We start from the raw sequence: 26,063 nt of genomic DNA on the forward strand, positions 1-26,063 counted from the left end.
ATTTGTTGCCGGCTTGTAGCTTTCACTGAACAGCGTTTCGGCAAGCCGCCGCCATGGCCAGGGGCGACAGCGCCACCGCGCCGGCCGTCCAGCCGAGCAGCAATAACAGGCCGCCGCCCGCCCCCGAGCCCAGCTGATCGGCGTAGAGGGCCGCGCCGCCGAAGATCACCGGCGGGCTGAACAGCGGCAGGACGATCGCCGCCACCAGCAGGCCGCCACGCCGGGCGCCGAGCGCCAGGGCGGCGCCGATGCCGCCGACGAAGACGAAGGCGAGGCCTCCGGCCAGGGCGCAGGCGAGGATCATCGGGGCGGCGCTGAGCGGCGCTCCCAGCATGACCGCCGCCACGGGGGCGGCCAGGGCCAGGGGTCCGGCGGTGGTGATCCACTGGGCCAGGCATTTGACGGCGCAGACCAGCTCCAGGGCCATCGGCCCGGTCATCAGGAGATCGAGTCCGCCGTCCTCGAAATCGCGCTCGAACAGGCGTTCCAGCGACAGCAGGCTGGCCAGCGCCAAGGCCATCCAGGCCACCCCCGTGGCGACGGGGGCCAGTCGGCTGGTGTCCGGTCCCGCCGCCAGCGGCAGCAGCACGGTGATGGCGGCGTAGAAGGCGAGCGCCGGCAACGGTCCGCCGCCACGGCCCCAGCCGAGCGCCAGCTCACGGCTCAGCAGGGTGACGAGCGGTCTCATGCACCGATCTCCAGCACCCGGGCGGGAATCGGCAGGGGGTCATGCACCGCCGCCAGGATCAGCCCGCCACCGGCCAGATGCGCCTCCATCATCCTCGCCAGCAAAGCGCGTCGGGCGGCGTCGAGCGGCGCCATCGGCTCGTCGAGCAGCCACAGCGGCCGCGGCGCGGCAATCAGCCGGGCCAGGGCCAGGCGCCGGCGCTGTCCGGCCGACAGCCGGCGGACCTCGAGATCAAGCAGGGGCGTCAGGGACAGCTGGTCGATGGCCCGGGCCACCCCCTCGTCATCGCCGCCCAGCCAGTTGGATTGAAACGACAGTTCTTCCAGCGCCGTGCGGCCGCCCTTGAGGCCATCGGCATGGCCGAGCAGGTGCACCGCCTCATGCCGCGCGATGTCGGCCTCGGCCGCGCCCTGGAAGACGATTTCCCCCGCCGCAGGGCGCAGCAGGCCGGCGATGGCGCGGAGCAGGCTGGTCTTGCCCGAGCCGTTGGCGCCGGTCAGGGCGATGGCCTCTCCGGCCGCAAGATCGAAGGCCAGATCGCGGAACAGAATTCGCTCGCCGCGCTGTACAGACAGGCCTTTGACGGACAGGGCGGAGATCATGCGGCCCGTCGCCACAACAAGACCATGGCGCCGGCATGGACGTTTGCGAAAACCGGGAGTAGACAGCCCCCGACCGACCCCCCGCGCGCACGCGGGGGTGTACGCGGCGCCGTTTGGGACCCTGTGCGTCCCCTACGAGGTGCGCGCGATCCCGGAAGCGGTTTTCGGGCGGTCCTGAACAGGAAAGGTACTCCCACCAATGGCGTCCATCGACAGCCTGCAAGTCCGCCGTACGCTCAGCGTCGGCGGCAAGACCTACGTCTACTACAGCCTGCCCGTTGCGGAAGAGGCTGGTCTTTCCGGCATTTCGCGTCTGCCCGTCTCGATGAAGGTGCTCCTCGAGAACCTGCTGCGTAACGAAGACGGTATCGAGACCGACGGCGCCGACTTCCAGGCCATGGCCGCCTGGGTCCAGAACAAGGGCGCCGTGCAGCACGAGATCGCCTTCCGCCCGGCCCGGGTGCTGATGCAGGACTTCACCGGCGTGCCCGCCGTCGTCGACCTGGCCGCCATGCGCGACGCCATGACCGCCCTGGGCGGCGACCCGACCAAGATCAACCCGCTGATCCCCGTCGACCTGGTCATCGACCACTCGGTGATGGTCGACCACTTCGGCAACGCCAAGGCCTTCGGCGACAACGTCGCCATCGAGTACCAACGCAACCTCGAGCGCTACAACTTCCTGCGCTGGGGCAGCTCGGCCTTCAACAACTTCCGCGTCGTGCCCCCCGGCACCGGCATCTGCCACCAGGTGAACCTGGAATACCTGGCTCAGACCGTCTGGACCGCCAAGGACGCCGGCCACGACGATGAAGTGGCCTACCCCGACACCGTCGTCGGCACCGACAGCCACACCACCATGGTCAACGGCCTGGCCGTTCTGGGCTGGGGCGTCGGCGGCATCGAGGCCGAGGCGGCCATGCTCGGCCAGGCCATCCCGATGCTGATCCCGGAAGTGATCGGCTTCCGCCTGACCGGCGCCCTGCCGGAAGGCGCGACGGCCACCGACCTGGTGCTGACCGTCACCCAGATGCTGCGCAAGAAGGGCGTGGTCGGCAAGTTCGTCGAGTTCTTCGGCAACGGCCTCGCCAACCTCACCATCGAGGACCAGGCGACCATCGCCAACATGGCCCCCGAATACGGCGCCACCTGCGGCTTCTTCCCGGTGTCGCAAGCCACCGTCGACTACCTGAAGGCCACCGGCCGCGATCCGGCCCGCGTCAACCTGGTCGAGGCCTACGCCAAGGCGCAGGGCATGTGGTTCGATCCGGAAGCCCCGGAGCCCGAATTCACCGACATCCTCGAACTGGCCCTGGACGACGTGCTGCCGTCGCTGGCCGGTCCCAAGCGTCCGCAGGACAAGGTGCTGCTCTCCAACGCCGCCTCGGCCTTCGCCGAAGCTCTGGCCGGTGAGTTCGGCAAAAAGGAAGGCGCCGATGTGCGCGTTCCGGTGAAGGGCGAGAAGTTTGACGTCGGCCACGGCGACGTGGTCATCGCCGCCATCACCAGCTGCACTAACACCTCCAACCCCTCGGTGCTGATCGCCGCCGGCCTGCTGGCCAAGAACGCGATCGCCAAGGGCCTGTCGGTGAAGCCCTGGGTGAAGACCTCGCTGGCCCCCGGCTCGCAGGTGGTCACCGACTACCTGGCCAAGGCCGGCCTGCAGAAGCACCTCGACGCCCTGGGCTTCAACCTGGTCGGCTACGGTTGCACCACCTGCATCGGCAACTCCGGTCCGCTGCCGGAAGCGGTCTCGGCCGCCATTGCCGAGGGTGACCTGGTCGCCGCCAGCGTGCTGTCGGGCAACCGCAACTTCGAAGGCCGGGTGAACCCCGACGTTCGCGCCAACTACCTGGCCAGCCCGCCGCTGGTCGTCGCCTACGCCCTGGCCGGCTCGATGAACATCGACCTGCTGACCCAGCCGATCGGCCAGGACAAGAAGGGCAAGGACGTCTTCCTGAAGGACATCTGGCCGACCAACGCCGACATCGCCGCCCTGCAGAAGAAGTCGGTGACCAGCAAGATGTTCGCCGAACGCTATGGCGACGTCTTCACCGGCGACAAGAACTGGCAGGCCATCAAGGTCACCGGCGGCCAGACCTACGCCTGGGACATGGGTTCGACCTACGTGCAGAACCCGCCCTACTTCACCGGCATGGAAATGCAGCCGACCCCGGTCACCGACATCGTCGAGGCCCGGATCCTGGGCGTGTTCGGCGACAGCATCACCACCGACCACATCAGCCCGGCCGGTTCGATCAAGAAGGCCAGCCCGGCCGGTGAGTACCTCCTGAACCACCAGGTCCGCTTCGAGGACTTCAACGGCTATGGCAGCCGTCGGGGCAACCACGAGGTGATGATGCGCGGCACCTTCGCCAACATCCGCATCCGCAACAAGATCACCCCGGACATCGAAGGCGGTGTGACCAAGCACTTCCCGTCCGGCCAGGTCATGCCGATCTACGACGCGGCCATGCGCTACCAGGAAGAAGGCCGTCCGGCGGTCGTCTTCGCCGGCAAGGAATACGGCACCGGCTCCAGCCGCGATTGGGCGGCCAAGGGCGCCAAGCTGCTCGGCGTCCGCGCCGTCATCGCCGAGACCTTCGAGCGGATCCACCGCTCGAACCTGGTCGGCATGGGCGTGCTGCCGCTGCAGTTCCTCAACGACGGCTGGCAGCGCCTCGGCCTGACCGGCGAGGAGATCGTCTCGATCCGCGGCCTGCAGGACCTCGCGCCCCGCAAGCAGCTGATCGTCGAGCTGTACCGTCCGTCGGACGGCCGCATCGCCCGCTTCCCGGTCCGTTGCCGCATCGATACCCCGACCGAGCTCGACTACTTCAAGAACGGCGGCGTCCTGAACTACGTCCTGCGCAACCTGGCCAAGCCGGCGGCGTAAGCGACCAATTCAGGTCAGTTCTGCTCAAACCCTTCCCGGAAACGGGGAGGGTTTTTGTTTGCGAGAGAGTCTCACGGCCTCGTGAAACCCAATTCCGCCATGCTTCCGGTTAAGTGGAAGCTATGAGGCGTTTCCTCCCCCTTCTCGCCCCCGTCTGGGCATTGCTGGCGCTCGTCCCCATGTCAGCCATGGCCGCGCCGAAGCCGCCCGTGGTGGTCGAGCTGTTCACGGCTCAGGGCTGTTCGTCCTGCCGCGCCGCCAACACCCATCTGGCCGATCTGGCCGATGATCCCGGCGTGCTCGCCCTGACCTTCGCGGTCGACTACTGGGACTACCTCGGCTGGCGCGACACCTTCGCCCAACCGGCCTTCGCCGAGCGCCAGAAGGCCTATGCCCGCAAGCTGGCGGTGCGCGAGGTCTACACCCCGCAGGTGGTCATCGACGGCCGCTACCAGACCGGCGGCGTGCGCGCCGACAAGGTCGACGCCCTGGTCGCCCAGGCCGCCAAGAGTCCGCACAATCCGCCCGACATGCTGTTCATGCTGAACGGTCGTGTGGCCGTCGGCTCGGGGCCCGTCCCGCGCGGCGGGGCCGACGTCTGGCTGATCCGCTACGACCCGCGCGCCGTCGAGATCACGCCGAAGAAGGGCGACAATCGCGGCGAGGCCATGGTCCACAAGAACGTCGTCCGCCAGGTCGCCCGCCTGGGGACCTGGTACGGCCGGCCGACCTCCTTCCGGCCGCCGAAGCCGACCGAGGATGGCCTGAAGACCGTGGTCATCGTCCAGGCGGCCAAGGGTGGTCGCATCCTCGGCGTGCTGACGGAGAAGGCGTCCTGATCGCGGCGCTTCTTGCGGTAGCGCTTGCGGCCTCGCCCATGGACCCCGGTCCGCTGATGACCGACGAGGTCGTCGTCCAGTTCTACGGCGACGACGCGATCGGCGAGTGCGGCATATTTCACTTTGGCCGGGCGGTGCGCGTTGGCGACAAGAACGGTCTGATCAAGATGGACCTGGTCCTGTCGTGCGCCTCGGGCGGCCAATACCACGGCAAACCCGTGCCCACACCCGGATCGGTCTGCAAGGTGACCTACCGGATCCGGCCTTCGGGCCAAGTGGTCGTCGCTCTCATCAGTGACCGTACCGACAAGGATTCGCCGATAGCGTTGGTCGAAACGCTGGAGTGCCGGCCGCCGGCCTAGACCCGCAGCATCAGCCCGCCGTCGACCCCCAGCGCCTGACCCGTTACGAACCCGCCGTCGTCGCTGGCCAGGAACAGTGCGGCGCGGGCGATGTCGATCGGTTGGCCCAGCCGCTTGAGGGCGGCCTTTTTAGCCCAGATCGCCGCGATGTCCTCGCGCTGGAAGCTGGCGGCGGTCATGCCGGTGGCGATGGCGCCGGGCAGGATGGCGTTGGCGGTGACCGCGTGGCGGCCGAGCTCAAGGGCGAAGGTCCGCATCATGCCCACCACCCCGGCCTTGGCCGCGGAATAGGCGACCAAGCCGTTGTCGGTGTGCCGGGCCATGATCGAGGCGGTGTAGATCAGCCGGCCGTGACCGCTGGTGACCAGATGCGGCGCGGCGGCGCGCGACAGGCGGAAGCCGGCCCGCAGGTTTATGGCGATCTGGCGGTCGAAGGCCTCGTCGGTGGTCTCGGTGACCGGCGCCCCGTGGCTGATGCCGGCGTTGCTGTAGAGGATGTCGAGGCCACCGAATTCGGCGACGGCCCTGCCGACGATGGTCTCGGGGGCGTCGTCGGTCCCGATGTCCTGGCCCAGCGGGACGATGGCGGCGTGGTCGAAGGCGAGGTTGGCGTCCGGCCGGTCAACGGCCAGGACCTGCGCCCCCTCGGCGGCGAAGAGTTCGGCGGCGGCGCGGCCGATGCCGCTGGCGGCCCCGGTGACGATGGCGCGGCGGCCCGCGAGTCTGCCCCCATCAAAATTGGCCATGGTTCTCTCCCTTTTCCGCAAGAGAAGCAGGTCGCCCTAGCGGCAGGCAAAGAAAAAGCCCGCGTCGCCAGGGGGGAGGGGTGCGACGCGGGCTCTCTATTCTAGTTGTCGGCTGACCGCGTTTGGCGATCACGACCCCGGTGGGGGCTGGGGGGGCTGTTCAGGTACCGAAGCCGTGGGCGCTTCGATCAGCCGACACTGACTTTATCGATCCGGAAGCGGGCGGGGGTTGGTCGCAAATGAGGTCATTACGCGGCCCCATATTTCACCGATCGCACAATCCCTAACGCCTCTCGCCAAACGGCAAAAAGGGGGTAGGCTGACGGGGTCGATGAGCCTTGATCCGACATACCAGTCCCCGCCCGGCGCCCAGGTCTTCTTCGAGCGCCGGGAACTGGACCTCATCATGCGCCTGTACGGGCGGATGGTGGCCGCCGGCGAGTGGCGCGACTACGCCATCGCCGGCCTCTCCGACCGCGCCGTCTTCTGCGTCTTCCGCCGGGCGTCGGAGCAGCCGCTATACCGAATCGAGAAACATCCCGAGCTGGCCCGCAAACAGGGGGCCTGGTCCGTGATCGGCCAGGGCGGCATGACCCTGCGGCGCGGGCATGAACTGGCCCAGGTGCTGCGGCTGTTCGACAGCCGCAAGTTCCAGGTGGTGGAATAGAAAAAGGCCCCGGCGTTTCCACCAGGGCCTTGATCGCTTTCAGCTGCCTTGAGCCGCTATTCGCGACGGCCGCCGAACAGGGCGAGCAGGAACTGGAACATGTTGATGAAGTCCAGGTACAGGCTCAGCGCCCCGAAGTTGGTGGCCACGGCCAGCGACTGCTGGTCACCGCCGAGCTGGTAGTAGGTCATCTTCAGGCGCTGGGTGTCGTAGGCGGTGAGGCCCGCGAAGATCAGCACGCCGACGACGCTGATGATCAGCTGCATCACGCTGCTGCCCAGGAACCAGTTCACAGCCGAAGCGATGATCAGGCCCCAGACGCCCATGATCAGGAAGGTGCCGAAGCCCGACAGGTCCTTCTTGGTCGTGTAGCCGAAGAGGCTGAGGGCCCCGAAAGCCGTGGCCGTGATCAGGAAGGTCGTGGCGATGGAGGCGCCGGTGTAGCGCAGCACCCAGACCGCGCCGGAGGCGCCGATCACCGAGACGATGGTCCAGTACAGGGCGCCGGAGCTCTTGGCCGTCGGATTGCGCATCATGAAGCCGGCGCCGATGACCAGCACCAGAGGCGCGAAGGCCAGGACGACGCCCAGGATGGTGTAGCCCGACAGGGCGCCGTTGGCGTTGACCGTATAGAGAAGGTTCCGGACGGGCGCGAAATTGGCCACGCCGAAGGCCAAGGCGGCCGAAACAACCAGGCCCAGGGCCATCTTGTTGTAGACGCCCAGCATGAAGGCGCGAAGACCGGCGTCCACCGACATGTCGGCGGTGTGCGGGATCGAGCGCGCCGTAGTGCGTTCGAAGTCGCTCATGAAAACTACCCTTTACACGGGCTCCGGAATGGAGCCGTTCACGGAAATATCGGGGCTGTGGCGGTTTGACGCAAGGCCCCCTTTGAACCAGTTGTCATTTCAGGGTTTTTCTTACTCTGTACGTAAAACCGGGGCCGGCCGGCGCGACAGCGCCTGCGCCGCCGCCAACAGGCCCCCGACCCCCGCCAGAGCCGCCGCCCCGCCAACCAGGGCGGCCACGCCGTTCCAGTCGACGCTCCAGGTCGCTTCAAAGATGAGAACCACCACCGGCCAGGCGGCGGCGTAGCCGAGGGCCACCCCGAACACCCCGGCGATCAGGCCGACGGCGCCGTACTCGACCCCGTAGGCCAGCAGGATCTGGCCGCGCGAGCCGCCCAGCACCTTCAGCGTCGCGGCCTCGCGGGCCCGGGCTCTGGCGCCTGCGGCAATGGCGCCGGCCAGCACCAGCAGACCGGCCAGGGCGGCGACGGCCGCCGCGCCGCGCACCGCCAGGCTGAGGCGGTCGAACATCTCGACGGCCTGGGCCAGGCCCTCGCGGACGCTGATGACATTGACCTCGGCGAACTCTGCCCCCAGCGCCCGGGTCGCGGCCTGTTCCTGGGCGGCGGTGGCCTTGGCGATGGCGATCCAGCGCATGCCGGCCCCTTCGAGCGCCTGGGGGTTGATGATGACGGTGAAGGCCGGGTTGAAGCCGCCCCACTCGACCTTGCGCAGCACGGCCACGCGGGCCTCGATATCGCGGCCCAGAACATTGACGGTGATGCTGTCCCCGACCTTCAGGCCCGCACCCTTGGCGGCGTCGATCTCCATGGCGACCTGGGGGGTGGCCTCATCGGCCTTCCACCATTGGCCCTCCTGAACGCCGGCGTCGTCGGGCTGGGTGGCCATGGCGCTCATCTGCAGGTCGTTGTCATAGGCCCAGCGTTCACTGTCCTTGACCTTGGAAAGGTCGACCGGCTGGCCCTTCACCCCGACGATGCGGCCTGTGACGAAGGGAAATTGCAGGAAGCTCTTCTTGGTCAGGGGGGCGCCGAAGGCTTTCTCGACGGTAGCGTCGAAGGCGTCGATACGCTCGCCGGGAACGTCGAGGAAGACCATCGAGGGGGCGGTTTTGGGGGCCACCTCGCTGACCTGGGCCAGCAGGCTGGACTGGATAAGCACCACCGAGGCCAGCAGGGCGACGCCCAGGCCAATGGCCGGCGAGGCCGTGCGGGCAGCCGAGCGGGGCCCCGACAGGTTGGCCAGGCCAATGCGCCAGGGCCCGCTGGCGAAGCGGCGCAGCCGCCCGGCCAGCCAGGCGGCGGCGCGACCAAGCAGGGCCAGCAGGCCGAAGGCGACGGCGACCCCGACGATCATGACGATGGCCGACAACGGCGTCGGGGCTGTGATGACGGCGAGGCCCGCGAGGCCGAGCCCGGCCAGGACCGTCACCCATAGCTCCAGGCCCCAGCCGATCCGGCCGACCAGGTCGCGGCGGAACAGGGCGGACGGCGGCGTCGTGCGGGCGCGGGCCAGGGGCACGAGGCTGAAGGCGGCGGCGGCCAGCAGGCCAAAGGCGGCGGCCTTGAGCAGCGGCATCGGGTAGACGGCGAACAGAGCCGGGATCGGCAGCTTGTCCCTGGCCAGTTCACCAAGGATCAGCGGGGCGCTGGCCCCGATGGCCAGACCGATGCCGACGCCGAGCAGGGCGAGAACGGCGACCTGGATGAGATAGAGGTTGCGGATCAGGACCCCTTCGGCGCCGAGGGCCTTGAGGGTGGCGATGGAGGGCTTGCGGGCCTCGAGATAAGCGCCGACCGCGCCGGCGACGCCGAGCCCTCCGGCCACGAGAGAGGCCAGGCCGATGAAGCCGAGGAAGTATTCCAGCTGGTCGATCAGCCGTTTGACGCCGTTGGCGGCCTCATCGCGGGTGCGGACCTGCAGGTCGCCGCCCTGGCCGGGCGGCCTGGCCTGTCGCTCGCCGCGGCGGCGTTGGCCCAGCCCCTCCCTGGGCCGTTGCGGGTCGAGAAGGCGGGCGGCGGCATTGGCGTCTGCGTTCCGGGGCAGGGCGATGCGGGCGGTCTCGCCCCGGTCGGGCAGGCCCTCGGCCAGGAAGCCGCCGTCCTCGACGGCCTTCAGGCTGGTCAGGACGCGGGGAGCCATGGCGAAACCCCGGCCCAGGCGGTCGGGTTCGGAGACGAGCACGGCGCGGGCGACGAACTTCGCCTCGCCGATCAGGAAGTGATCGCCGAGCTTGAGGCCCAGCCGGTCGAACAGGGCCTGTTCGATGGCGGCGCCGGTGGCGTCGCCGTCGGGGGCGAAGGCGGCGTCCAGATTGGGGGCGCCGGTCAGCTCGACCTTGCCGACCAGGGGATAGCCCGGGGAGACGCCGCGCAGTTCAACGAGGCGGCGTTCGCCGTTGGGGGATTCGGCCATGGCGGCCTGGCCGGCGGCGAACACCGTCTGGCCCATGGCCTGGAACCTGGCGCGCTCCGCGCCCGTGAAGCGGCGATTCTCGACACTGACCCGCAGGTCGCCCCCGAGGATCTCGCGGCCCTGGGTGGCCAGGCCCTGGCGGAAGGCCTCGGCCGTGGAGCCGGCAGCGGCGATGGCGGCGACGCCGAGCGCCAGACAGGCCAGGAAGATGCGGAATCCGGCAACGCCGGAGCGCAGTTCACGGGCGGCGAAGCGGAATGAAAGCGGCAGGCTCACCCGACGATCCGTCCATCGCCCATGGTGACGGTGCGGTCGGCGCGGGCCGCCAGCTCGGCGTCGTGGGTGACCAGGACCAGGGCGGCGCCGGTCTGGGCCACCAGGTCGAACATCATGTCGGCCACCGTGTGGGCGTTGACTCCGTCGAGGTTGCCGGTCGGCTCATCGGCGAACAGCAGCTTGGGTTCGACGGCCAGGGCGCGGGCCAGGGCGACGCGCTGTTGCTCGCCGCCGCTGAGCTGGTGCGGATAATGGGTCAGGCGTTCAGCCAGTCCGACGCGGGCCAGCCAGTCGCGGGCCGTCTGGTCAGCCCCCTTGCGGCCGGCGATCTCCAGCGGGGCGGCGACGTTTTCCAGCGCGGTCATGTTGGGCAGCAGGTGGAAGCTCTGGAACACCAGGCTGACCTGCGCCCGCCGCAGTTTCGCCCGGCCGTCCTCGGACAACTTGCCCATGTCCTGTCCGAACAAGGCGACCGATCCGCTGGTCGGCCGCTCCAGCCCCGCCGCCACGGCGATCAGGCTCGACTTGCCCGAGCCCGAGGGGCCGACCACGGCCACCCGCTCGCCCGGGCTGACGTCGAGATCGACGCCCTTGAGAATTTCCACCGGCCCGGCCGCCGAGGGCAGGGTCAGGGTGACCGCTGAAAGCGACAGCGGCGAGGTCGTCGTCTGGGCGTCAAACATTGGGCGGATTGGCCTGTCGAAACGGGGAGGAAGCGTTTTGCAAAGCGAAGACCTCACCTACATAGGGCGCTGAGATGGCGAACACACCTGAACGATCTTTCACGCGGCGAGCAGCGCTCGCGGGTCTGGCCCTGCTGCCGGCCGCGCCGGCGCTGGCGCAAGCCAGACCCCGCATTGTCACGGTGCTGGGCGACAGCATCACGGCCGGTCTTGGCCTGTCGCGAAACCTGGCTCTGCCGGCCGTGCTGGAGACCGAACTGAAGAAGCTCGGCAAGACCGTGAAGGTGCGGGGCGCCGGGGTGTCGGGCGACACCTCGGCGGCCGGGCTGGCGCGGGTCGACTTCAGCGTCCAGAGCGACACCAGCCTCTGTGTCGTGGCCTTCGGCGGCAACGACCTCTTGCAGGGGCTGGACCCGAAGAAGACCAGCGCCAACCTCGACCGGATCATCACCAGGCTGAAGGCGCGGCGCATCAAGGTTGTGCTGGCCGGCATGGCCCCGCCGCCGGCGCTGGGCCGCAGCTATGCGCGCGATTTCGCGGCCATCTTTCCGACCCTCGCGAAGAAACACGGGATCGCCATCTATCCCAACCTGCTGGCCGGGGTCGGCGGTGTGCCGCGGCTGAACCAGCGGGATGGCATCCACCCGACCGCCGAGGGCGTGCGGATCATCGTCAAGGGCCTGGCGCCGGTGGTGGCGCGGGCTCTGGGCTAGAGACTTTTCAAATATTCCAAGGCCTGGGCCCTGACTTCCCTCAGGGCAGTCCGGCCATGGTCTGAAAAACAGGGGATAGAGGGGCAGATGCAGTACTCACAACTTGGCCGCACGGGCATTTCGGTGTCGCGCTGCTGCCTCGGCACCATGACCTGGGGCTCGCAGAACAGCGAAGCCGAGGCCCATGAGCAGATGGACTACGCGCTCGAGCGCGGGGTGAACTTCTGGGACACGGCCGAGATGTACGCCTCGCCGCCGACCCCGGAGACGCAAGGCTCCACCGAGCGGCACATCGGGAGCTGGTTCGCCAAGTCGGGAAGGCGCGACAAGGTGGTGCTGGCCAGCAAGGTAGCCGGGCGCTCGCCGATGACCTGGCTGCGGGCCGACGGCTCGCCGACAACCCAGACCAGGGCCCAGATCGATGAAGCGGTCGAGGCCTCGCTGAAGCGTCTGCAGACCGACTACATCGACCTCTACCAGTTGCACTGGCCGGACCGGGCCGTGCGCATCTTCGGCGGCATGACCTTCCAGGCCTACGGGCCCGAGCATGAAGGGTTCGAGGCCATCCTCACCGCCCTCGACGCCCATGTGAAAGCCGGACGCATCCGGGCCATCGGGGTCAGCAACGAGACGCCATACGGGGTGATGAAGTTTCTCGAGGCCGCCGACCGGCTGGGACTGCCGCGCATCGCCTCGATCCAGAACGCCTACAGCCTGGTCAACCGGGTCTATGAGTACGGCCTGGCCGAGATCGGGGTGCAGGAAGACGTCGGGCTGCTGCCCTATTCGCCGCTGGCCCAGGGGGCGCTGACCGGCAAATACCTGGACGGCGCCCTGCCGGCCGGGGCCCGCAAGACCCTGTACAACCGCATGCAGCGCTACGATGGCCCGGGCTCACAGGAGGCCATCCGGTCCTATGTCGCCCTGGCCGCCCAGTACGGCATCGATCCGGCCACCCTGGCCCTGAAGTTCTGCGACACCCGGCCGTTCGTCACCTCGACCATCATCGGCGCGACCTCGATGGCGCAGCTGACGACGGACATCGACGCCTTCGACTACGAATGGACCGCGGAACTGGACAAGGCGGTCGATGCGCTGCACGTGGAGCGTCCCAATCCCTGCCCTTGAGGGCGCGTCAGCCGGACAGACCGGCAACACCCATGCTTCGACTCTTCGCCGCCATCGCCGTGCCCTGGGACATCGCCCAGGGCCTGGCTGAGCACCAGACAGGCCTGAACGGCGCTCACTGGCGCACGGCCGAGCAGCTGCACATCACGCTCAGGTTCATCGGCAATACGGCTGAACCAAAGGCCGACGACCTAGACGCCGAGCTGGCGGCCATCGCCCAGGAGCCCTTCGACCTGGAGCTGGCCGGGGTCGGCCATTTTGGCGAGGTGGCGGACATCCACGCCATCTGGGCCGGGGTGGCCGAGAACCCGGCCCTCATCCGGCTGCAAAAACGTTGCGAGAGCGCCGCCCGGCGGGCCGGGCTGGAGGCCGATACCCGGGCCTACAGGCCCCATGTCACGCTTGCCTATCTCAAGCGGCCCGATCCGGGGGCGGTGATGGACTGGGAGGCGGCCAACAACCTGCTGCACAGCCCCGTCTTCACCGTGAAGCGGTTCGGCCTCTACTCCAGCCACAACACCCGAGACGGCTCGGCCTATCGGCTGGAGGGGGACTACCCCCTGCGATGAAGGGCCGGTTGATCGCCTGCTGGATCCTGGGGCCCCTCTACGCGGCGTTCGGGGTTCTGCATCTGATGGCCGTGAACAGCTTCCTGCCGATCATGCCCGGTTGGGTCCCCTATCCCGCCCTGGTCGTACAGCTGACCGGCCTGGCGGAGATCGCCGGAGGCCTCGGCCTGCTCATCCCGCGCCTTCGCCGGTGGGCGGGCCTGGGGCTGGCCCTCTACGCCGTGGCGGTGTTCCCGGCCAATCTGCACCACGCCTTTGACGGGGTGCATGTGCCGGGCCTGCCCGACAGCTGGTGGTACCACGGGCCCCGGCTGGCGATGCAGCCGGTGCTGGTGGCCCTGGCCCTGTGGGCCGGCGGCTGGCTGCCGGCAAATCCGAGCAAGTCTTGACGTCGGGTGATCCTTGCGCCCGGCCTCGATAGCGGCGCACCCTTGGCCACAACGACAAATGGCGGGTCGAGGGGAAGCGCGTGAGCTCTGCGGAAGCTGTTGTCGTCCCGGCGTTCAGGCCGCCCTGGCATGTGAAATTCGCCTACGGTCTCGGCCAGTCCGTTCAGAGCGGAGGCTTCGATGTCGCCCTGCCGCTGACCTTCTTCTACTACACCCAGGTGCTGGGGCTTTCCGGCATCCTGACCGGCGTCGCGGTGGGCCTCAGCCTGTGCGCCGACGCCATCCTCGACCCCCTGGTCGGGTCGATCTCTGACAACATCAAATCCAAGCTGGGGCGGCGGCTGCCCTTGATGCTGCTCAGCATCCCGCTGGTGGCGCTGGGTTTCGGGTTGATCTTCGCCCCGCCCAAGGGCCTGAGCGAGGGCCTGCTGTTCGCCTGGCTGCTGGGGGCCTCGCTGGTCGCGCGCGGCGCCACCTCGCTGTTCAACGTGCCCTTCATCGCGCTGGGGGCCGAGCTGTCGGACGGCTATCTGGAGCGCGCGCGGATCGTCGTCTGGCGGACGATGATCGGTCTGCTGTCGGCCCTGGTCGTCATCTATCTGACCTACAGCGTCTTCCTGACGCCACCGGCGGGGCTGTTCAAGCTGGCCGCCTATCCGGTCCTCGGCTGGTCCGTGGCGGGACTGCTGACGGTCTGCATGATCCTCTGCTGCGCCGGGGTCGGCCGTTACGCCATCGGCCTGCCGCAGCCGCAGACCACCGAGCGGTCAATGATCAGTCGGCTGCCCGGCGAGGTGGCGGAAATCTTCTCCAACAAGTCCTTCCGCATCCTGTTCTTCTCCTGCCTGCTGATCATGGTGGCCATCGGCGTCAACGGCACGACGGGGGCGCACCACAACACCTACGTCTGGAAGATCGACACCAGGCAGATCCAGACCCTGACCTTCGTGCTGCTGGTCGGAACGGTGATCGGGGTGGCCTCGGCCTCGGCCCTGGCCCGCTGGTTCGAGAAACGGTCGGTGGTGATGATCGGGGTGACCATGCTGAACCTGGTTTGGCTGATCGTTCCGCTGCTGTGGGTCGCCGGCCTCTACCGACCCTCGGGCGAGGCGGCGATCCCGCCGCTGATGGCGATGATGGTCTCGGCCGGAATCGGCATCGGCCTGGTGCTGGTCGCCTTCCCGGCGATGATGGCCGACGCCGCCGACGAGCATGAGCTGAACTTCGGCCATCGGCGCGAGGGGCTGTACTTCTCGGGCATCACCTTCGCGGCCAAGGCGGCCAGCGGGGTCGGGGTGCTGTTGGCCGGCATCGGCCTGGACCTGATGGGCATGCCGGAGAAGGCCGATCCGCTGGTGGCGGTCGATCCGGACGCCCTGATCCGCCTGGTCCTGGTGCATGGGCCGCTGGCCGCGGTGATCAGCTGTATCGGGGTGACGATGATCTGGCCCTACGGCATCACCCGCCAGGTCCATGACCAGATTTCGCTGAAACTGCGCGGCCGCTAGGCCCGGCGAGCCATCAGCAGGCAGCGGCCCCAGTTGCTGTCGATCGGCCCGCCGTAAAGGCTGAAGCCGGCCTTCTCATAGGCGCGGATGGCGCGGGCGTTTTCCGGGTGGGGGTCGGTGACGACCACTGGAGCGCCGGCGGCGATCAGCTGGTCGCAGAACTGACGGACGAAGGCCGGGCCATGGCCCTGGTTCAACAGGTCGGCTTCGCCGATGTACTGGTCGATGCCGCGCGTACCCGGAGGCTGGTGCTCGAAATGGTGGCCGGGCCAGGCGTGGGGGTCATAGGCCTGGATGTAGCCGATGCGTCGGCCGTCCAGATGGACGATGAAGCTCCAGGTATGGGCGTCGTGCAGGGCCTCCTCCGCCTCCTCGGGACCGTCGTCGTCGTCCCACCATTCGCGCACGTGCGGCGATTCCAGCCAGCGGGTGAGCAGCGGCAGATCGTCCTTCGTGACCGGGGCGAAGTCGTAGGCCATGCCCGCCTAGACCGTTTCGACCGTCAGCGAGCCGTTGGTGTAGACACAGATGTCGGCGGCGATGGCCATGGCCTTGCGGGCGATGGCTTCGGCGTCCTGGTCGGTGTCGATCAGGGCGCGGGCGGCGGCCAGCGCATAGGATCCGCCCGAGCCGATGGCGGCGACGCCAAAATCCGGCTCCAGCACATCGCCGACGCCGGTCACGGTGTAGATGCTGGTCTTGTCGGCGACGAGCAGCATGGCTTCCAGCCGCCGCAGGTAGCGGTCGGTGCGCCAGTCCTTGGCCAGGTCGACGCAGGCCCGGGCCAGCTGGTCGGGATACTGCTCGAGCTTGGCCTCGAGGCGTTCGAGCAGGGTGAAGGCGTCGGCGGTCGCGCCCGCGAAGCCGGCGATGACCTTGCCGCCGGCCAACCTTCTCACCTTCTTCGCCGAACCCTTGACCACGGTCGCGCCCATCGACACCTGACCGTCACCGGCGATGACGGTCTTGCCGTCCTTGCTGACGGCGAGGATGGTGGTGCCGTGCCAGTCGGGGAAGCTGTTGCTGTTTTGCATGGCTTCGATGTGGCCATCAGCCTGGTGCGCGTCAAGAATGATGCGGCGGCCTAAACGGGGGACCCATGGGCAACAGCACAGAGCCGACACCGCTGTCCGAGGACGAGAAGAAGCTGCTGCTCGAGGAATATCGGGAGGTTGGCCACGAGGTTCGCTATCGAGATGTCTTGATGATTCAGGAGTTTAGCATTTCGATGGCCGGGATAGGGCTCCTCGCCAACTACCTGTCCTCCGACAGCAGCTCGATCACGAAGGTCGTCATCCAGGCCTTTGTCTGCGTCACACTCTGGCTGTTGTGGGGGCATATGAGCAACATCCACCAGGACCGGCTGGTCGGTGTCGACCGAAAGGACGAGCTGTCAAAACGGCTCGGCTTCAAGACCCTGCATCAGAATGTCGGCGGCGTCCGGAGAACCCCGATTCCACGGCTGATGGTCCTCCTCATGTATGTCGTGAGCTTCTTCTGGACCGGCTGGACCGTGTTGTGCGTGATCCAGCTGGCGCAAGGCTGGCTATGATCAAGCCTCAATCCGCGCCGTTCGGGCCACAGGAAGTCGAACGGTACGCCCGCCATCTGGTGCTGCGCGAGGTCGGCGGGCCGGGGCAGCAGAAGCTGAAGGCCACCAGGGTGCTGATCGTCGGGGCCGGCGGGCTGGGCGCGCCGGCGGCGCTGTACCTGGCGGCGGCGGGCGTGGGTGCGATCACCCTGAGCGACGATGACGTGGTTTCGCTGTCGAACCTGCAGCGGCAGGTGCTGTTCGCGACGGCGGATGTCGGGCGGGCCAAGACGGCGGCGGGGGCGGAACGGCTGGCGGCGCTCAATCCGCATGCCGAGGTGGCCGGGGCGCCGGCGGTGACGGCGGCCAATGTCGCCGGGCTGGTCGCAGGCCACGACCTGGTGCTGGACGGCACGGACAATTTCGAGACCCGGCTGCTGGTCGGCGACGCCTGCGTGGCGGCGGGCGTGCCGCTGGTCAGTGGGGCCATCGGGCGCTGGACCGGCCAGGTCGGGGTGTTCGCGGGCCAGCCCTGCTACCGCTGCCTGGTGCCGGAGGTTCCGCCGGATGCGGAGACCTGTGTCGCGGTCGGCGTGGTCGGGGCCCTGGCCGGGGTGATCGGTTCGATGATGGCGCTGGAGGCGGTGAAACTGATCACCGGGGCCGGCGAGGCGCTGGGCGGCCGCCTCCTGATCTACGACGGCCTCAACGCGGACAGCCGGACGGTCCGGGTCGGGCCGGACCCCGCCTGTCCGGTCTGCGCGCGATAAAACAAGCTTTGTCCGGCCCGAAGCCCTATATCGAAAGGGTTGAGGGTTGCGGCGCGCCGCGCCAATCCTTCGGCGCGAAAGGACGTTATGTCCGGCAATCCCCCCAAGACCCGCCACTTCCTGACCGACAGCCGCTCGAGCGGCGCCGTGCGGGTTCCCAAACCGATGAACGGCTCGGGCCTCAGCGATCCGCGCTCGACGCGATCGCCCAAATGAGCGGCTTCTGGAGCTATCTCAACTCGGTCGGTGAAGGCGCCGTCGGCACGGCCGAGATCCGGGCCGAAGCCTGGGCGCTGGGCGGACGGCACCGCGGCGAGGTGCTGGAAGGGGCCCGCGCCGAGCTGGCGGCCGGCGGTCACAGCCCGCACCGCACGGCCCTGTTGAAGGCGGTGGTCAAGAACCAGCTGGCGCTGGCGGCCCGGGGGTGAGCGACGAGCTTCCCCGGCTGCAGCGTGAGAACAGCTATCTGAAGGCGCGCATCGCCCAGCTGGAGGGCGATGTCACCGACCTCGGCGCCGAGGTCACCCGGCTGCGGCAGATCCTCGACACCACCATGGCCCGCCGCGCCGCCGCCCGTCCCGACCCGCTTTCCGGAGGCCAGTGATGCCCCTGTCCGAAGGGCAGATGACCGCCCTGCGTAACCTGTCCCTCAAGCGTTCCGGCAAACCGGTCGACTTCATCAACATCGCCGACGCCCGGGCCCTGACCGAGCTCGGCCTGGCAATCCGCAGCCGCGAGGGCTGGGAGATCACCAGCGAGGGCGAGGCCCTGCTGACCGCCCCGGAAAACACCGGCGACTGAGCCGTTTACGGCGTCCCGGAAGCGCGTAGGGTGGCGGCATGATGCGCCACCTCGCCCTCCTGTCCTTCCTTGCCCTGGCCGCCTGCGGCAAGCCCGCCGAGCCGACGCCGACCGCGCCGGTCGCCGCCGCCACCGAGGCCAATATTCCCGTCGACGCCGTCGCGGCCCAGCCGGCCTACACGGTCTCGGAGGCCGGGTTCGGACCAATCAACGCGAGCACGCCCTGGGACCTCGCCGCCCTGGCGAAGCTGTTCCCGGAGGCGCGGGTCGAACCCGCGACGGACAACTGGGAAGACGAGGAGTATCCGGTCCTCGATGTGAAGGGCGATGACGGCCTCGACCTGCGGACCACCGGCGAGAAGGGCAAGGTCCTGAGCGTATGGGCGCGCGGCGGCCCGGTGGCCGGCCCGCGCGGCGAACGCATCGGCGACAGCTGGAGCAAGGGCGGTTTCAAAACCACCGACTGCAAACCGGGCTATGAGAATGAAACCGGCAAGCTCTTCTGTCGCCGGCCCGGCCAGCCGGGCGTGGCCTATGTCTATGAGACCGGCAATGCCCTGGAGGCGGGAAAGTCCGACAACGACGTGCCGTCGGACGGCTTCCTCAAGATCAACGGCGTCATCACTGGCCTGGTCTGGAATCGGCCCTAGGTTCCCCCGCTCCCCGTCTGCGGCTAGGAACGGCCCATCATGCGCCTGCTCGCCGTCGACACCTGCCTGGATGCCTGTTCCGCCGCCCTGCTGGACGGGGACGAGGTGCTGGCCGCCGCTTCCGAGCCGATGAGCCGGGGGCATCAGGAACGGCTGGCCCCGATGGTGCGCGAGATGATGGCGCCGTTCGGGTTTGCAGGGCTGGACCGCATCGCTTCGACCGTGGGGCCGGGCAGCTTCACGGGCCTGCGGGTGGGCCTCGCCTTCGCCAAGGGTTTGAGCTCCGCGCTGTCGGTCCCGCTGGTCGGGGTCGGGTCGCTGCCGGCGCTGGCGGCGGGGCGGAGCGGCTTCGTCTGCGCGGCCGTCGATGCGCGCAGGAGCCAGATTTATCTCCAGGCCTTCCGCGACGGGGCCCCGCTGATGGCCCCCGACGCCCTGGCGGTCGAAACGGCAAGCGCCCGGCTGGCCGAGCTGGCCGGCGACGGACCGGTGACCCTGGTCGGCTCGGGCGCGCCCCTGCTGGCCGGGCTGATCCCCGGAGCAACCATCGAGACGCCCGGCGGGCCGGACCCGGCCTGGGTGGCGCGGCTGGCGGCGGCGGTGCGTGAGCCGATCCCGACCGCGCGGCCGCTCTACCTACGCACCCCGGACGCCAAGCTGCCGGGCGGCATCGATCCCTATGCCTGATCCCCAAGTCCTCTCGGACCTGCACGCCCAGGCTTTCGATCACGGCTGGAGCGTCGCCGAAATCACCTCCCTGCTTGAGACGCCGGGGACCTTCGTGGTCGCCGAGGCGCAGGGCTTCATCCTCGCCCGCGCCATCGCCGGGGAGGCGGAGATCATCACCCTGGCCGTCGCCCCGGCGGCGCGGCGGCGGGGGATGGCCCGGCGGCTGGTCGAGGCGGCGGTGGTCCGGGCCCTGGCCCTGGGGGCCGAAAGCCTGTTCCTCGAGGTGGCCGACGACAACGTGCCGGCCCTGGCCCTCTATCGCCGCCTGGGCTTCGAAGTGGTGGGCCGGCGGCGGGGCTACTATGCCCGTGGAAACGGCGATCCGCCGGTCGACGCCCTCGTGATGCGGCTCGCCCTTAACAGCTAGCGCGCGGGTGACTATCTTGCCGCTGACTCGCTGGAGGCCCCATGGACCGTCTTGAAAAGCTCTGCATCGAAAAAGGCATGCGCATGACGGACCAGCGCCGGGTCATCGCCCGCGTGCTGTCGGGCGCCCAGGACCATCCGGACGTCGAAGAGCTGTACCGCCGCGCCCATGACGTCGACCCGCACATCTCGATCGCCACCGTCTATCGCACGGTGCGGCTGTTCGAAGAGGCCGGCATCATCGAGCGCCACGACTTCCGCGACGGCCGCTCTCGCTACGAAGAGGCCCCCGACCACCACCACGACCACCTGATCGACATGAAGACCGGCCAGGTCGTCGAGTTCGTCGATGAGGAGATCGAGCGGCTGCAGCAGGCCATCGCCCGCAAGCTGGGCTATCGCCTGGTCGATCACCGGCTGGAACTCTACGGAATGCCGCTGGAAGAGTCGGAAAAGACCACCCAGTAGGGCGGTTCATCACGGGGGTGTGGCGCCGGTAAACTTGCGCCTCGGGGGCCTGAACCCCATAACCCCGGCCATGACGAGTTCCGCGCCGGTAAAGCGCCTCTACATCAAGACCTACGGCTGTCAGATGAATGTCTATGACAGCGAGCGCATGGCCGATGTCCTGCGCCCGCTGGGCTATGGCATGACCGACGATCCGGAAGGCGCCGACCTGGTGGTGCTGAACACCTGCCACATCCGCGAGAAAGCCACCGAGAAGGTCTATTCGGAGCTGGGCCAGATCAAGCGGATGAAGGCCCGCAAGGCCGAGAGCGGCGGTCAGATGACCATCGCCGTGGCCGGCTGTGTCGCCCAGGCCGAAGGCGCCGAAATCATGCGCCGCCAGCCGGCGGTCGATCTGGTCGTCGGTCCGCAGGCCTATCATCAGATGCCCGAACTGATCGCCCGCGCCCATAGAGCGAAGGGCGAAGGTCTGGCGGCCGAGTTTTCCCCGGAGGAAAAGTTCGACGCCCTGCCGGACACGCGGCACGTCAGCGGCGTCACCGCCTTCCTCACCGTTCAGGAAGGTTGCGACAAGTTCTGCACCTTCTGCGTGGTGCCATATACGCGCGGCGCCGAATGGTCGCGCCCGGCCGAGGCCATCCTGGCCGAGGCCCGCGGCCTGGCCGAGAAGGGGGTGCGCGAGGTCACCCTGCTGGGCCAGAACGTCAACGCCTATGACGGCGCTGAAGGCGGCCTGGCGGCGCTGGTCCGCCAGCTGGCGAAGGTCGATGGCCTCGACCGCATCCGTTACACCACCAGCCACCCGCGCGACATGGACGAGGCCCTGATCGCCGCCCATGGCGATCTACCCGAGCTGATGCCCTATCTGCACCTGCCGGTGCAGGCCGGATCGGACAAGATCCTCAAGGCCATGAACCGCGACCACACGGCCGAGAGCTACATCCGCCTGGTCGAGCGCATCCGCGCCGCGCGGCCGGACATCGCCATGAGCTGTGACTTCATCGTCGGCTTCCCCGGCGAGCGGGAGAAGGACTTTCAGGCGACCCTCGATCTGGTGACCGAGGTGAACTACGCCAGCGCCTTCTCCTTCAAATACAGCCGCCGCCCCGGCACCCCGGCCTCGGCCATGCCCGGCCAAATCGCCGAAGAGGTGATGGACGAGCGGCTGCAGCGGTTGAACGCTCTGCTGGGACAGCAACAGCAGGCCTTCAACGAGAGCCAGGCCGGCAAGGTCCTGCCCGTGCTGATCGAGAAGCCGGGCCGCAAGGAAGGCCAGCTGGGCGGTCGCAGCCCCTATCTGCAGCCGGTCCACCTGGATGGCCCGAACCAGTTGGTCGGCCAGATCGTTCCGGTGAGGATCGTCACCGGCCACAAAGGAAGCCTGACGGGTGAGCTCGTCACGGCCATGGAACCCGCTTGAGTAGACCGCCTGAATTCCTGCCCCTGTCCGACGCCGCCTCCCGCGCGGTCGCCGGTCCCGGCAGCCGCCATGCCGCCCTGATCGAGGACGCCTTCAAGGTGCTCGTCGAGACCCCCGGCGGTGGTGTCTCGGTGGACGGTGACGCCCGCGCGCGCGGCCTCGCCAAGAAGGCCATCGCATCCCTGGCCGCCCAGGCCGATTCCGGGGCCGTGGTCACCGAGGCCGACGTGCGCGTGGCCGTCGGCCATGCCCGCTCGGGCGAGTCCGGCCCGGTCGCCCCCGGCGGCGCCCGGCGCGGTCCGGTGTCGCCCAAGACGGCGACCCAGGCGCAGTACATGGACATGCTGGGCCGCCACGACGTGGTCTTCGGCCTCGGTCCCGCCGGCACCGGCAAGACCTTCCTGGCCGTGGCCCATGGCGCCGGCATGCTGATGCGCGGCGAGATCGACCGGCTGATCGTCACCCGGCCCGCCGTCGAGGCCGGCGAGAAGCTCGGCTACCTGCCCGGCGACCTGACCGAGAAGGTCGATCCCTACATGGCCCCGGTCTGGGAAAGCCTGATCCAGATCATGGGGGCCGAACAGCTGCGCAAGCGCCGCGAGAAGGGTGAGATCGAGGTCGCCCCCATCGCCTTCATGCGCGGCCGCACCCTGGCGCATGCCTTCATCATCGTCGACGAGGCCCAGAACACCTCGCGCCTGCAGATGAAGATGGTCCTGACCCGGATGGGCGAAGGCAGCCGCATGGCGGTGACCGGCGACCCCAGCCAGATCGACCTGGTCAACCCGCGCGACTCCGGCCTGGGCCATGCCGTGGCGATCCTCGAGGGCATCGAGGGTGTGGCCGTGACCCGCTTCACCGCCGCTGACGTGGTCCGCCACCCGATGGTGGCCCGCATCGTCAAGGCCTACGACGAAGACGCGGCCAAGCGCGGCTGATGAGCGATCCCGAGATAGAGATCGAGGTCGAAGACCCGGCGTGGAACGCGGTTCCGGACGTCGAGGCGGTCGTGACGCGCGCGGCGCTGGCGGCCTTCGCGGTGCTGGACGATGAGTCTCAGCCTCCCTTCCCCCTCGAGGGGGGAAGGGTCGGGGTTGGGGGTGTGTCCACCGGGCGTCCGGACGGGCGCGATGGGGCGCCGGCGCCCTCTTTCGATCAGCCCGACACAGCGGCGCATACACCCCCTCCCAACCCTCCCCCCTCGAGGGGGAGGGCTGTTGTGGTCCTGCTGGCCTCGGATGGAGCGGTCGCCGACCTGAACGAACAGTTCCGCCACAAGGCCGGGCCGACCAACGTCCTGTCCTTTCCGGCCCCGGAAAACCCCGAGAACCTGCTGGGCGACCTCGCCCTGGCCTATGGCGTGTGCGCCCGGGAAGCGGCAGAGCAGGGCAAGTCCCTGGCCGATCATCTGAGCCACCTGACGGTGCATGGCGTGCTGCATCTTGCGGGATACGACCACCAGACCGATGATGAGGCGGAAGCGATGGAGGATCTGGAGCGGCGCGTGCTGGCCTCTCTGGGCGTTTCCGACCCCTACGCCGCCGACCGGACCTAGATGACAGACAGCGATCAAGACCCGCCTCCGGCCGAACCTCCCCAGCGAAGTCGCGGGGGGCTTGGAGGCATGCTGCGCCAGATTCTGAAGGCCTTTGGCGAGAGCGACGAACCCGGCTCGCCCGACGCGCCCGGCGCCAACGAGCTGGCCCAGCACGCCCGCGAGTTCGCCCAGCTCGATGTCGGCGACGTCATGACCCCCCGGGCCGACATCCAGGCCATCGAGATCGACACCCCGTTCGATGAGGTGGTGGCCCGCTTCATCGAGACCGAGCACAGCCGCCTGCCGGTCTATCGCGAGACGCTCGACGATCCGGTCGGCGTCATCCACATCAAGGACATCTTCCGCCTGCTGGCCGACGGCCGAAAGGCCAAGACCGGGGCGCTGCTGCGCAAGCTCAAGCGCGAGGTGCTGTACGTCCCCGAGGCCATGCCGGCCACCACCCTTCTGGAAAAGATGCAGGCCCAGCGCGTGCACCTGGCCCTGGTCGTTGACGAGCATGGCGGGGTCAGCGGCCTGGCCACCCTCGAGGACCTGCTGGAAGCCGTGGTCGGCGAGATCGACGACGAGCATGACGAGGCCCAGGTCAGCGGCATCGTCGCCAAGCCCGGCGGCGTCTACGACGTCGACGCCCGCGCTGACCTCGAGGACCTGGAGGCGGCCCTGGAGGTCGGCCGGCTGGCCCCCGAGGAGCTGGAAGAAGACATCGACACGGTCGCCGGCCTGGTCACCGCCCTGGCCGGCCGGGTGCCCGAGCCCGGCGAGACCATCCACCATCCGGACGGCTGGTGCTTCGACATCGTCGACGCCGACATCCGCCGGGTGAAGCGGGTGCGGGTGCGCCGCGCCGAACGGCGCCAGGAAGCGGTGTGAAGATTTCCGCCGCCTGGAAGGCGCGGCTGGTCGCCCTGATCGCGGGAGCGGGAGCGGCGCTGGCCCATCCGCCGTTCGGCCTGCTGTTCGGGCTGTTCGGCTACGGCGTCATCATGCTGCTGGTCGATACGGCCGATGCGGCCCGGCCGCTGCGCTCGGCCTTCCTGCGCGGCTGGCTGGCGGGCGTCGCCTATTTCGCCATCGGCACCTGGTGGGTGGCCGAAGCCTTTCTCGTCGATATCGCCGCCCACGGCTGGATGGCCCCCTTCGCGGTGACTTTCATGGCCGGCGGCATCGCCCTGTTCTGGGGGCTGGCGGCGGTGCTCTACCGGCTGGCGCGGGTCAGCGGGCCCTGGCGGGTGATCGTCTTCGCGGCCGCCTTCGGGCTGGCGGAATGGATGCGCGGCCATGTCCTGACCGGCTTTCCCTGGAACCTGCCGGGCGAAACCTGGCGAGCAGGCTCGCTGGTTTCGCAGAACGCTGCCCTGGTCGGGGCCTACGGCATGACGGTGCTGACCATCTGCATGGCCGCGGCGCCGGCCCTGTTCTGGAAGGCCCCGCGCCGACCGGCCGTCATCGCCTGTGGCGCGGCCACGGCGCTGCTGGTGGCGATGATGCTGTTTGGCCTGTTGCGGCTGCCGTTCCCAGGCACGCCGGTCGCTGACCCGCCGTCGACGCCCGTGGTGCGTATCGTCCAGCCCAACGTGCCGCAGGAGGCCAAGTACGATCCGGAGTCCTTCAACCGCATCTTCGCCCAGTACCTGCGGCTGACCCGCGAGCCGAACCAGGAGGTTCGAGCCCCCGACATCGTCATCTGGCCGGAGGGCGCCATTCCCGCCCTGGCCGACGACTACCTGGCCCAGGGGACCTGGACGCGGGCGGCGATCATCGACGCCCTGAAACCGGGCCAGACCCTGCTGGTCGGCGTTGCCCGGGCCGAGCAGACTCCGGAGGGCCCGCGCTATTTCAATAGCCTGCTGGTCCTGCGCCGCACGGAAAGCGACCTCGTCCAGCTGGGCCGCTACGACAAGTTCAGACTGGTGCCGTTCGGCGAGTACCTGCCGCTCGATGGCCTGCTGTCGCCGCTCGGGATCAAGAACCTGGTGAAGATCGGCGACGGCTTCACGCCCGGCAAACGGCCGGCCCCGCTGGCCATTGCAGGCCTGCCGGTCATCCAGCCGCTGATCTGCTACGAGAGCCTCTACCCCGGCTTCACCCGGGAGGGCGCGCGGTCGTCGGGCAAGGCGCCGGACCTGATCGTCAACGTCTCCAACGACGCCTGGTTCGGCGCCACCAGCGGGCCGCTGCAGCACCTCAATCTGGCCAGCTATCGGGCTATCGAGGAGGGCGTGCCGATGGCCCGCGCCACCCCGACCGGCGTGTCGGCGATGGTTGACGCTTACGGTCGGGTGATTCCCTCCAGCCGCATCGAACAAAGATTAGAAGCTGTAGTAGATGTCGTCCTGCCACCCAGAGTCGTCGAAACCCCCTACCGCAGGTTGGGTGACCTGCCGTTTTTAATATTCCTAATTGCAGGCCTGACCGTAACATCGGTCTTTCACTGGCGACGTCTGAAAAACCGCCTCAGAATGCCTCGCGCCGATTAGGCG

32 protein-coding genes are annotated in these 26,063 nt (G+C 68.7%); 24 read left to right on the plus strand and 8 right to left on the minus strand.

Annotation, left to right across the window (positions count from 1 at the left end):
- Positions 1–22: 22 nt before the first annotated feature.
- Together ccmB and ccmA are read right to left on the minus strand one after the other, a co-directional pair.
- Positions 23–688, minus strand: a complete 666-nt coding sequence (gene ccmB / locus AC2YG9_RS05210) for a heme exporter protein CcmB (RefSeq protein ID WP_487296856.1) — start codon at positions 686–688, stop codon at positions 23–25.
- Positions 685–1,290, minus strand: a complete 606-nt coding sequence (gene ccmA, locus AC2YG9_RS05215; RefSeq protein WP_487296857.1) for a heme ABC exporter ATP-binding protein CcmA — start codon at positions 1,288–1,290, stop codon at positions 685–687. Before ccmA ends, ccmB begins: the two co-directional genes overlap by 4 nt.
- A gap of 199 nt (positions 1,291–1,489) precedes the next feature.
- Here ccmA and acnA point away from each other — a divergent pair, with 199 nt between their 5' ends.
- The 3 genes from acnA (at position 1,490) to AC2YG9_RS05230 (ending at position 5,387) form a co-directional block, all read left to right on the plus strand.
- Entirely contained in the window at positions 1,490–4,186 is a 2,697-nt protein-coding gene (gene acnA, locus AC2YG9_RS05220) for an aconitate hydratase AcnA (RefSeq protein WP_487296858.1), read from the plus strand.
- Between the two features lie 179 nt (positions 4,187–4,365).
- Positions 4,366–5,025, plus strand: coding sequence for a DUF1223 domain-containing protein (locus AC2YG9_RS05225; RefSeq protein ID WP_487296859.1), 660 nt, complete (start codon positions 4,366–4,368; stop codon positions 5,023–5,025).
- 56 nt (positions 5,026–5,081) lie between these two features.
- Complete coding sequence (locus AC2YG9_RS05230; protein WP_487296860.1) at positions 5,082–5,387, plus strand: hypothetical protein; 306 nt, start codon at positions 5,082–5,084, stop codon at positions 5,385–5,387.
- Here the strand turns inward: AC2YG9_RS05230 and AC2YG9_RS05235 are convergent.
- The gene (locus AC2YG9_RS05235) at positions 5,384–6,133 is read right to left on the minus strand and encodes an SDR family NAD(P)-dependent oxidoreductase (RefSeq protein ID WP_487296861.1); all 750 of its coding nucleotides are present in this window, start codon (positions 6,131–6,133) and stop codon (positions 5,384–5,386) included. The two genes, AC2YG9_RS05230 and AC2YG9_RS05235, sit on opposite strands and share 4 nt — an antisense overlap.
- Before the next feature lie 331 nt (positions 6,134–6,464).
- Here AC2YG9_RS05235 and AC2YG9_RS05240 point away from each other — a divergent pair, with 331 nt between their 5' ends.
- Positions 6,465–6,800 (plus strand): DUF2794 domain-containing protein, encoded by a 336-nt coding sequence (locus AC2YG9_RS05240; RefSeq protein ID WP_487296862.1) that lies wholly within the window; start codon positions 6,465–6,467, stop codon positions 6,798–6,800.
- A gap of 56 nt (positions 6,801–6,856) precedes the next feature.
- Here AC2YG9_RS05240 and AC2YG9_RS05245 read toward each other — a convergent pair whose 3' ends face one another.
- The 3 genes from AC2YG9_RS05245 to AC2YG9_RS05255 form a co-directional block, all read right to left on the minus strand.
- The gene (locus tag AC2YG9_RS05245) at positions 6,857–7,609 is read right to left on the minus strand and encodes a Bax inhibitor-1/YccA family protein (RefSeq protein ID WP_487296863.1); all 753 of its coding nucleotides are present in this window, start codon (positions 7,607–7,609) and stop codon (positions 6,857–6,859) included.
- Positions 7,610–7,720: 111 nt separating this feature from the next.
- A complete protein-coding gene (locus tag AC2YG9_RS05250) occupies positions 7,721–10,300 on the minus strand; it encodes an ABC transporter permease (protein ID WP_487296864.1) in 2,580 nt (859 codons plus the stop codon).
- Positions 10,297–10,983 (minus strand): ABC transporter ATP-binding protein, encoded by a 687-nt coding sequence (locus AC2YG9_RS05255; RefSeq protein ID WP_487296865.1) that lies wholly within the window; start codon positions 10,981–10,983, stop codon positions 10,297–10,299. The genes AC2YG9_RS05250 and AC2YG9_RS05255 overlap by 4 nt, the downstream gene beginning before the upstream one ends.
- Positions 10,984–11,057: 74 nt before the next feature.
- Between AC2YG9_RS05255 and AC2YG9_RS05260 the strand changes: the two genes are divergently transcribed.
- The 5 genes from AC2YG9_RS05260 (at position 11,058) to AC2YG9_RS05280 (ending at position 15,290) form a co-directional block, all read left to right on the plus strand.
- Complete coding sequence (locus tag AC2YG9_RS05260; protein WP_487296866.1) at positions 11,058–11,696, plus strand: arylesterase; 639 nt, start codon at positions 11,058–11,060, stop codon at positions 11,694–11,696.
- Between the two features lie 87 nt (positions 11,697–11,783).
- Positions 11,784–12,824: an aldo/keto reductase gene (locus AC2YG9_RS05265; protein WP_487296867.1), complete on the plus strand. Its 1,041-nt coding sequence runs from the start codon at positions 11,784–11,786 to the stop codon at positions 12,822–12,824.
- Positions 12,825–12,856: 32 nt separating this feature from the next.
- Positions 12,857–13,393: an RNA 2',3'-cyclic phosphodiesterase gene (thpR, locus tag AC2YG9_RS05270; RefSeq protein ID WP_487296868.1), complete on the plus strand. Its 537-nt coding sequence runs from the start codon at positions 12,857–12,859 to the stop codon at positions 13,391–13,393.
- Positions 13,390–13,782, plus strand: coding sequence for a DoxX family protein (locus AC2YG9_RS05275; protein WP_487296869.1), 393 nt, complete (start codon positions 13,390–13,392; stop codon positions 13,780–13,782). Before thpR ends, AC2YG9_RS05275 begins: the two co-directional genes overlap by 4 nt.
- 80 nt (positions 13,783–13,862) lie before the next feature.
- A complete protein-coding gene (locus AC2YG9_RS05280; protein WP_487296870.1) occupies positions 13,863–15,290 on the plus strand; it encodes an MFS transporter in 1,428 nt (475 codons plus the stop codon).
- On the opposite strand, the gene AC2YG9_RS05285 is transcribed toward AC2YG9_RS05280, so the two are convergent.
- A complete protein-coding gene (locus AC2YG9_RS05285; protein ID WP_487296871.1) occupies positions 15,287–15,769 on the minus strand; it encodes a GNAT family N-acetyltransferase in 483 nt (160 codons plus the stop codon). The genes AC2YG9_RS05280 and AC2YG9_RS05285 overlap by 4 nt on opposite strands.
- 6 nt (positions 15,770–15,775) lie before the next feature.
- Positions 15,776–16,324, minus strand: coding sequence for an ATP-dependent protease subunit HslV (hslV, locus tag AC2YG9_RS05290; protein ID WP_487296872.1), 549 nt, complete (start codon positions 16,322–16,324; stop codon positions 15,776–15,778).
- A 65-nt stretch (positions 16,325–16,389) separates the two neighbouring features.
- On the opposite strand from hslV, the gene AC2YG9_RS05295 reads away from it, so the two are divergent.
- The 15 genes from AC2YG9_RS05295 to lnt all read left to right on the plus strand — a co-directional run bounded on the left by AC2YG9_RS05295 (position 16,390) and on the right by lnt (position 26,060).
- Positions 16,390–16,842, plus strand: a complete 453-nt coding sequence (locus AC2YG9_RS05295) for a hypothetical protein (RefSeq protein WP_487296873.1) — start codon at positions 16,390–16,392, stop codon at positions 16,840–16,842.
- Positions 16,839–17,591, plus strand: a complete 753-nt coding sequence (locus AC2YG9_RS05300) for a HesA/MoeB/ThiF family protein (protein ID WP_487296874.1) — start codon at positions 16,839–16,841, stop codon at positions 17,589–17,591. The genes AC2YG9_RS05295 and AC2YG9_RS05300 overlap by 4 nt, the downstream gene beginning before the upstream one ends.
- 87 nt (positions 17,592–17,678) lie before the next feature.
- The gene (locus AC2YG9_RS05305; protein ID WP_487296875.1) at positions 17,679–17,807 is read left to right on the plus strand and encodes a hypothetical protein; all 129 of its coding nucleotides are present in this window, start codon (positions 17,679–17,681) and stop codon (positions 17,805–17,807) included.
- A complete protein-coding gene (locus tag AC2YG9_RS05310) occupies positions 17,804–18,019 on the plus strand; it encodes a hypothetical protein (protein ID WP_487296876.1) in 216 nt (71 codons plus the stop codon). Before AC2YG9_RS05305 ends, AC2YG9_RS05310 begins: the two co-directional genes overlap by 4 nt.
- A complete protein-coding gene (locus AC2YG9_RS05315; protein ID WP_487296877.1) occupies positions 18,016–18,195 on the plus strand; it encodes a hypothetical protein in 180 nt (59 codons plus the stop codon). Before AC2YG9_RS05310 ends, AC2YG9_RS05315 begins: the two co-directional genes overlap by 4 nt.
- Positions 18,195–18,392 carry a hypothetical protein gene (locus AC2YG9_RS05320; RefSeq protein ID WP_487296878.1) on the plus strand — a complete coding sequence of 66 codons (198 nt, stop codon included), beginning with the start codon at positions 18,195–18,197 and terminating at the stop codon, positions 18,390–18,392. The genes AC2YG9_RS05315 and AC2YG9_RS05320 overlap by 1 nt, the downstream gene beginning before the upstream one ends.
- A gap of 38 nt (positions 18,393–18,430) precedes the next feature.
- Entirely contained in the window at positions 18,431–19,042 is a 612-nt protein-coding gene (locus AC2YG9_RS05325) for a DUF1131 family protein (RefSeq protein ID WP_487296879.1), read from the plus strand.
- Positions 19,043–19,081: 39 nt separating this feature from the next.
- A complete protein-coding gene (gene tsaB / locus AC2YG9_RS05330; RefSeq protein WP_487296880.1) occupies positions 19,082–19,729 on the plus strand; it encodes a tRNA (adenosine(37)-N6)-threonylcarbamoyltransferase complex dimerization subunit type 1 TsaB in 648 nt (215 codons plus the stop codon).
- The gene (locus AC2YG9_RS05335) at positions 19,722–20,138 is read left to right on the plus strand and encodes a GNAT family N-acetyltransferase (RefSeq protein WP_487296881.1); all 417 of its coding nucleotides are present in this window, start codon (positions 19,722–19,724) and stop codon (positions 20,136–20,138) included. Before tsaB ends, AC2YG9_RS05335 begins: the two co-directional genes overlap by 8 nt.
- A 41-nt stretch (positions 20,139–20,179) precedes the next feature.
- Positions 20,180–20,605 carry a Fur family transcriptional regulator gene (locus tag AC2YG9_RS05340; protein ID WP_487296882.1) on the plus strand — a complete coding sequence of 142 codons (426 nt, stop codon included), beginning with the start codon at positions 20,180–20,182 and terminating at the stop codon, positions 20,603–20,605.
- Between the two features lie 70 nt (positions 20,606–20,675).
- Positions 20,676–22,025 (plus strand): tRNA (N6-isopentenyl adenosine(37)-C2)-methylthiotransferase MiaB, encoded by a 1,350-nt coding sequence (gene miaB / locus AC2YG9_RS05345; RefSeq protein ID WP_487296883.1) that lies wholly within the window; start codon positions 20,676–20,678, stop codon positions 22,023–22,025.
- Positions 22,022–22,963 carry a PhoH family protein gene (locus AC2YG9_RS05350; protein ID WP_487296884.1) on the plus strand — a complete coding sequence of 314 codons (942 nt, stop codon included), beginning with the start codon at positions 22,022–22,024 and terminating at the stop codon, positions 22,961–22,963. The genes miaB and AC2YG9_RS05350 overlap by 4 nt, the downstream gene beginning before the upstream one ends.
- A gap of 281 nt (positions 22,964–23,244) precedes the next feature.
- The gene (gene ybeY / locus AC2YG9_RS05355; RefSeq protein ID WP_487296885.1) at positions 23,245–23,580 is read left to right on the plus strand and encodes an rRNA maturation RNase YbeY; all 336 of its coding nucleotides are present in this window, start codon (positions 23,245–23,247) and stop codon (positions 23,578–23,580) included.
- A 69-nt stretch (positions 23,581–23,649) separates the two neighbouring features.
- The gene (locus AC2YG9_RS05360) at positions 23,650–24,453 is read left to right on the plus strand and encodes a hemolysin family protein (protein ID WP_487296886.1); all 804 of its coding nucleotides are present in this window, start codon (positions 23,650–23,652) and stop codon (positions 24,451–24,453) included.
- A complete protein-coding gene (lnt, locus tag AC2YG9_RS05365) occupies positions 24,450–26,060 on the plus strand; it encodes an apolipoprotein N-acyltransferase (protein ID WP_487296887.1) in 1,611 nt (536 codons plus the stop codon). Before AC2YG9_RS05360 ends, lnt begins: the two co-directional genes overlap by 4 nt.
- Positions 26,061–26,063: the final 3 nt, after the last annotated feature.

Source organism: Caulobacter sp. SRI_014, from assembly GCF_057586315.1.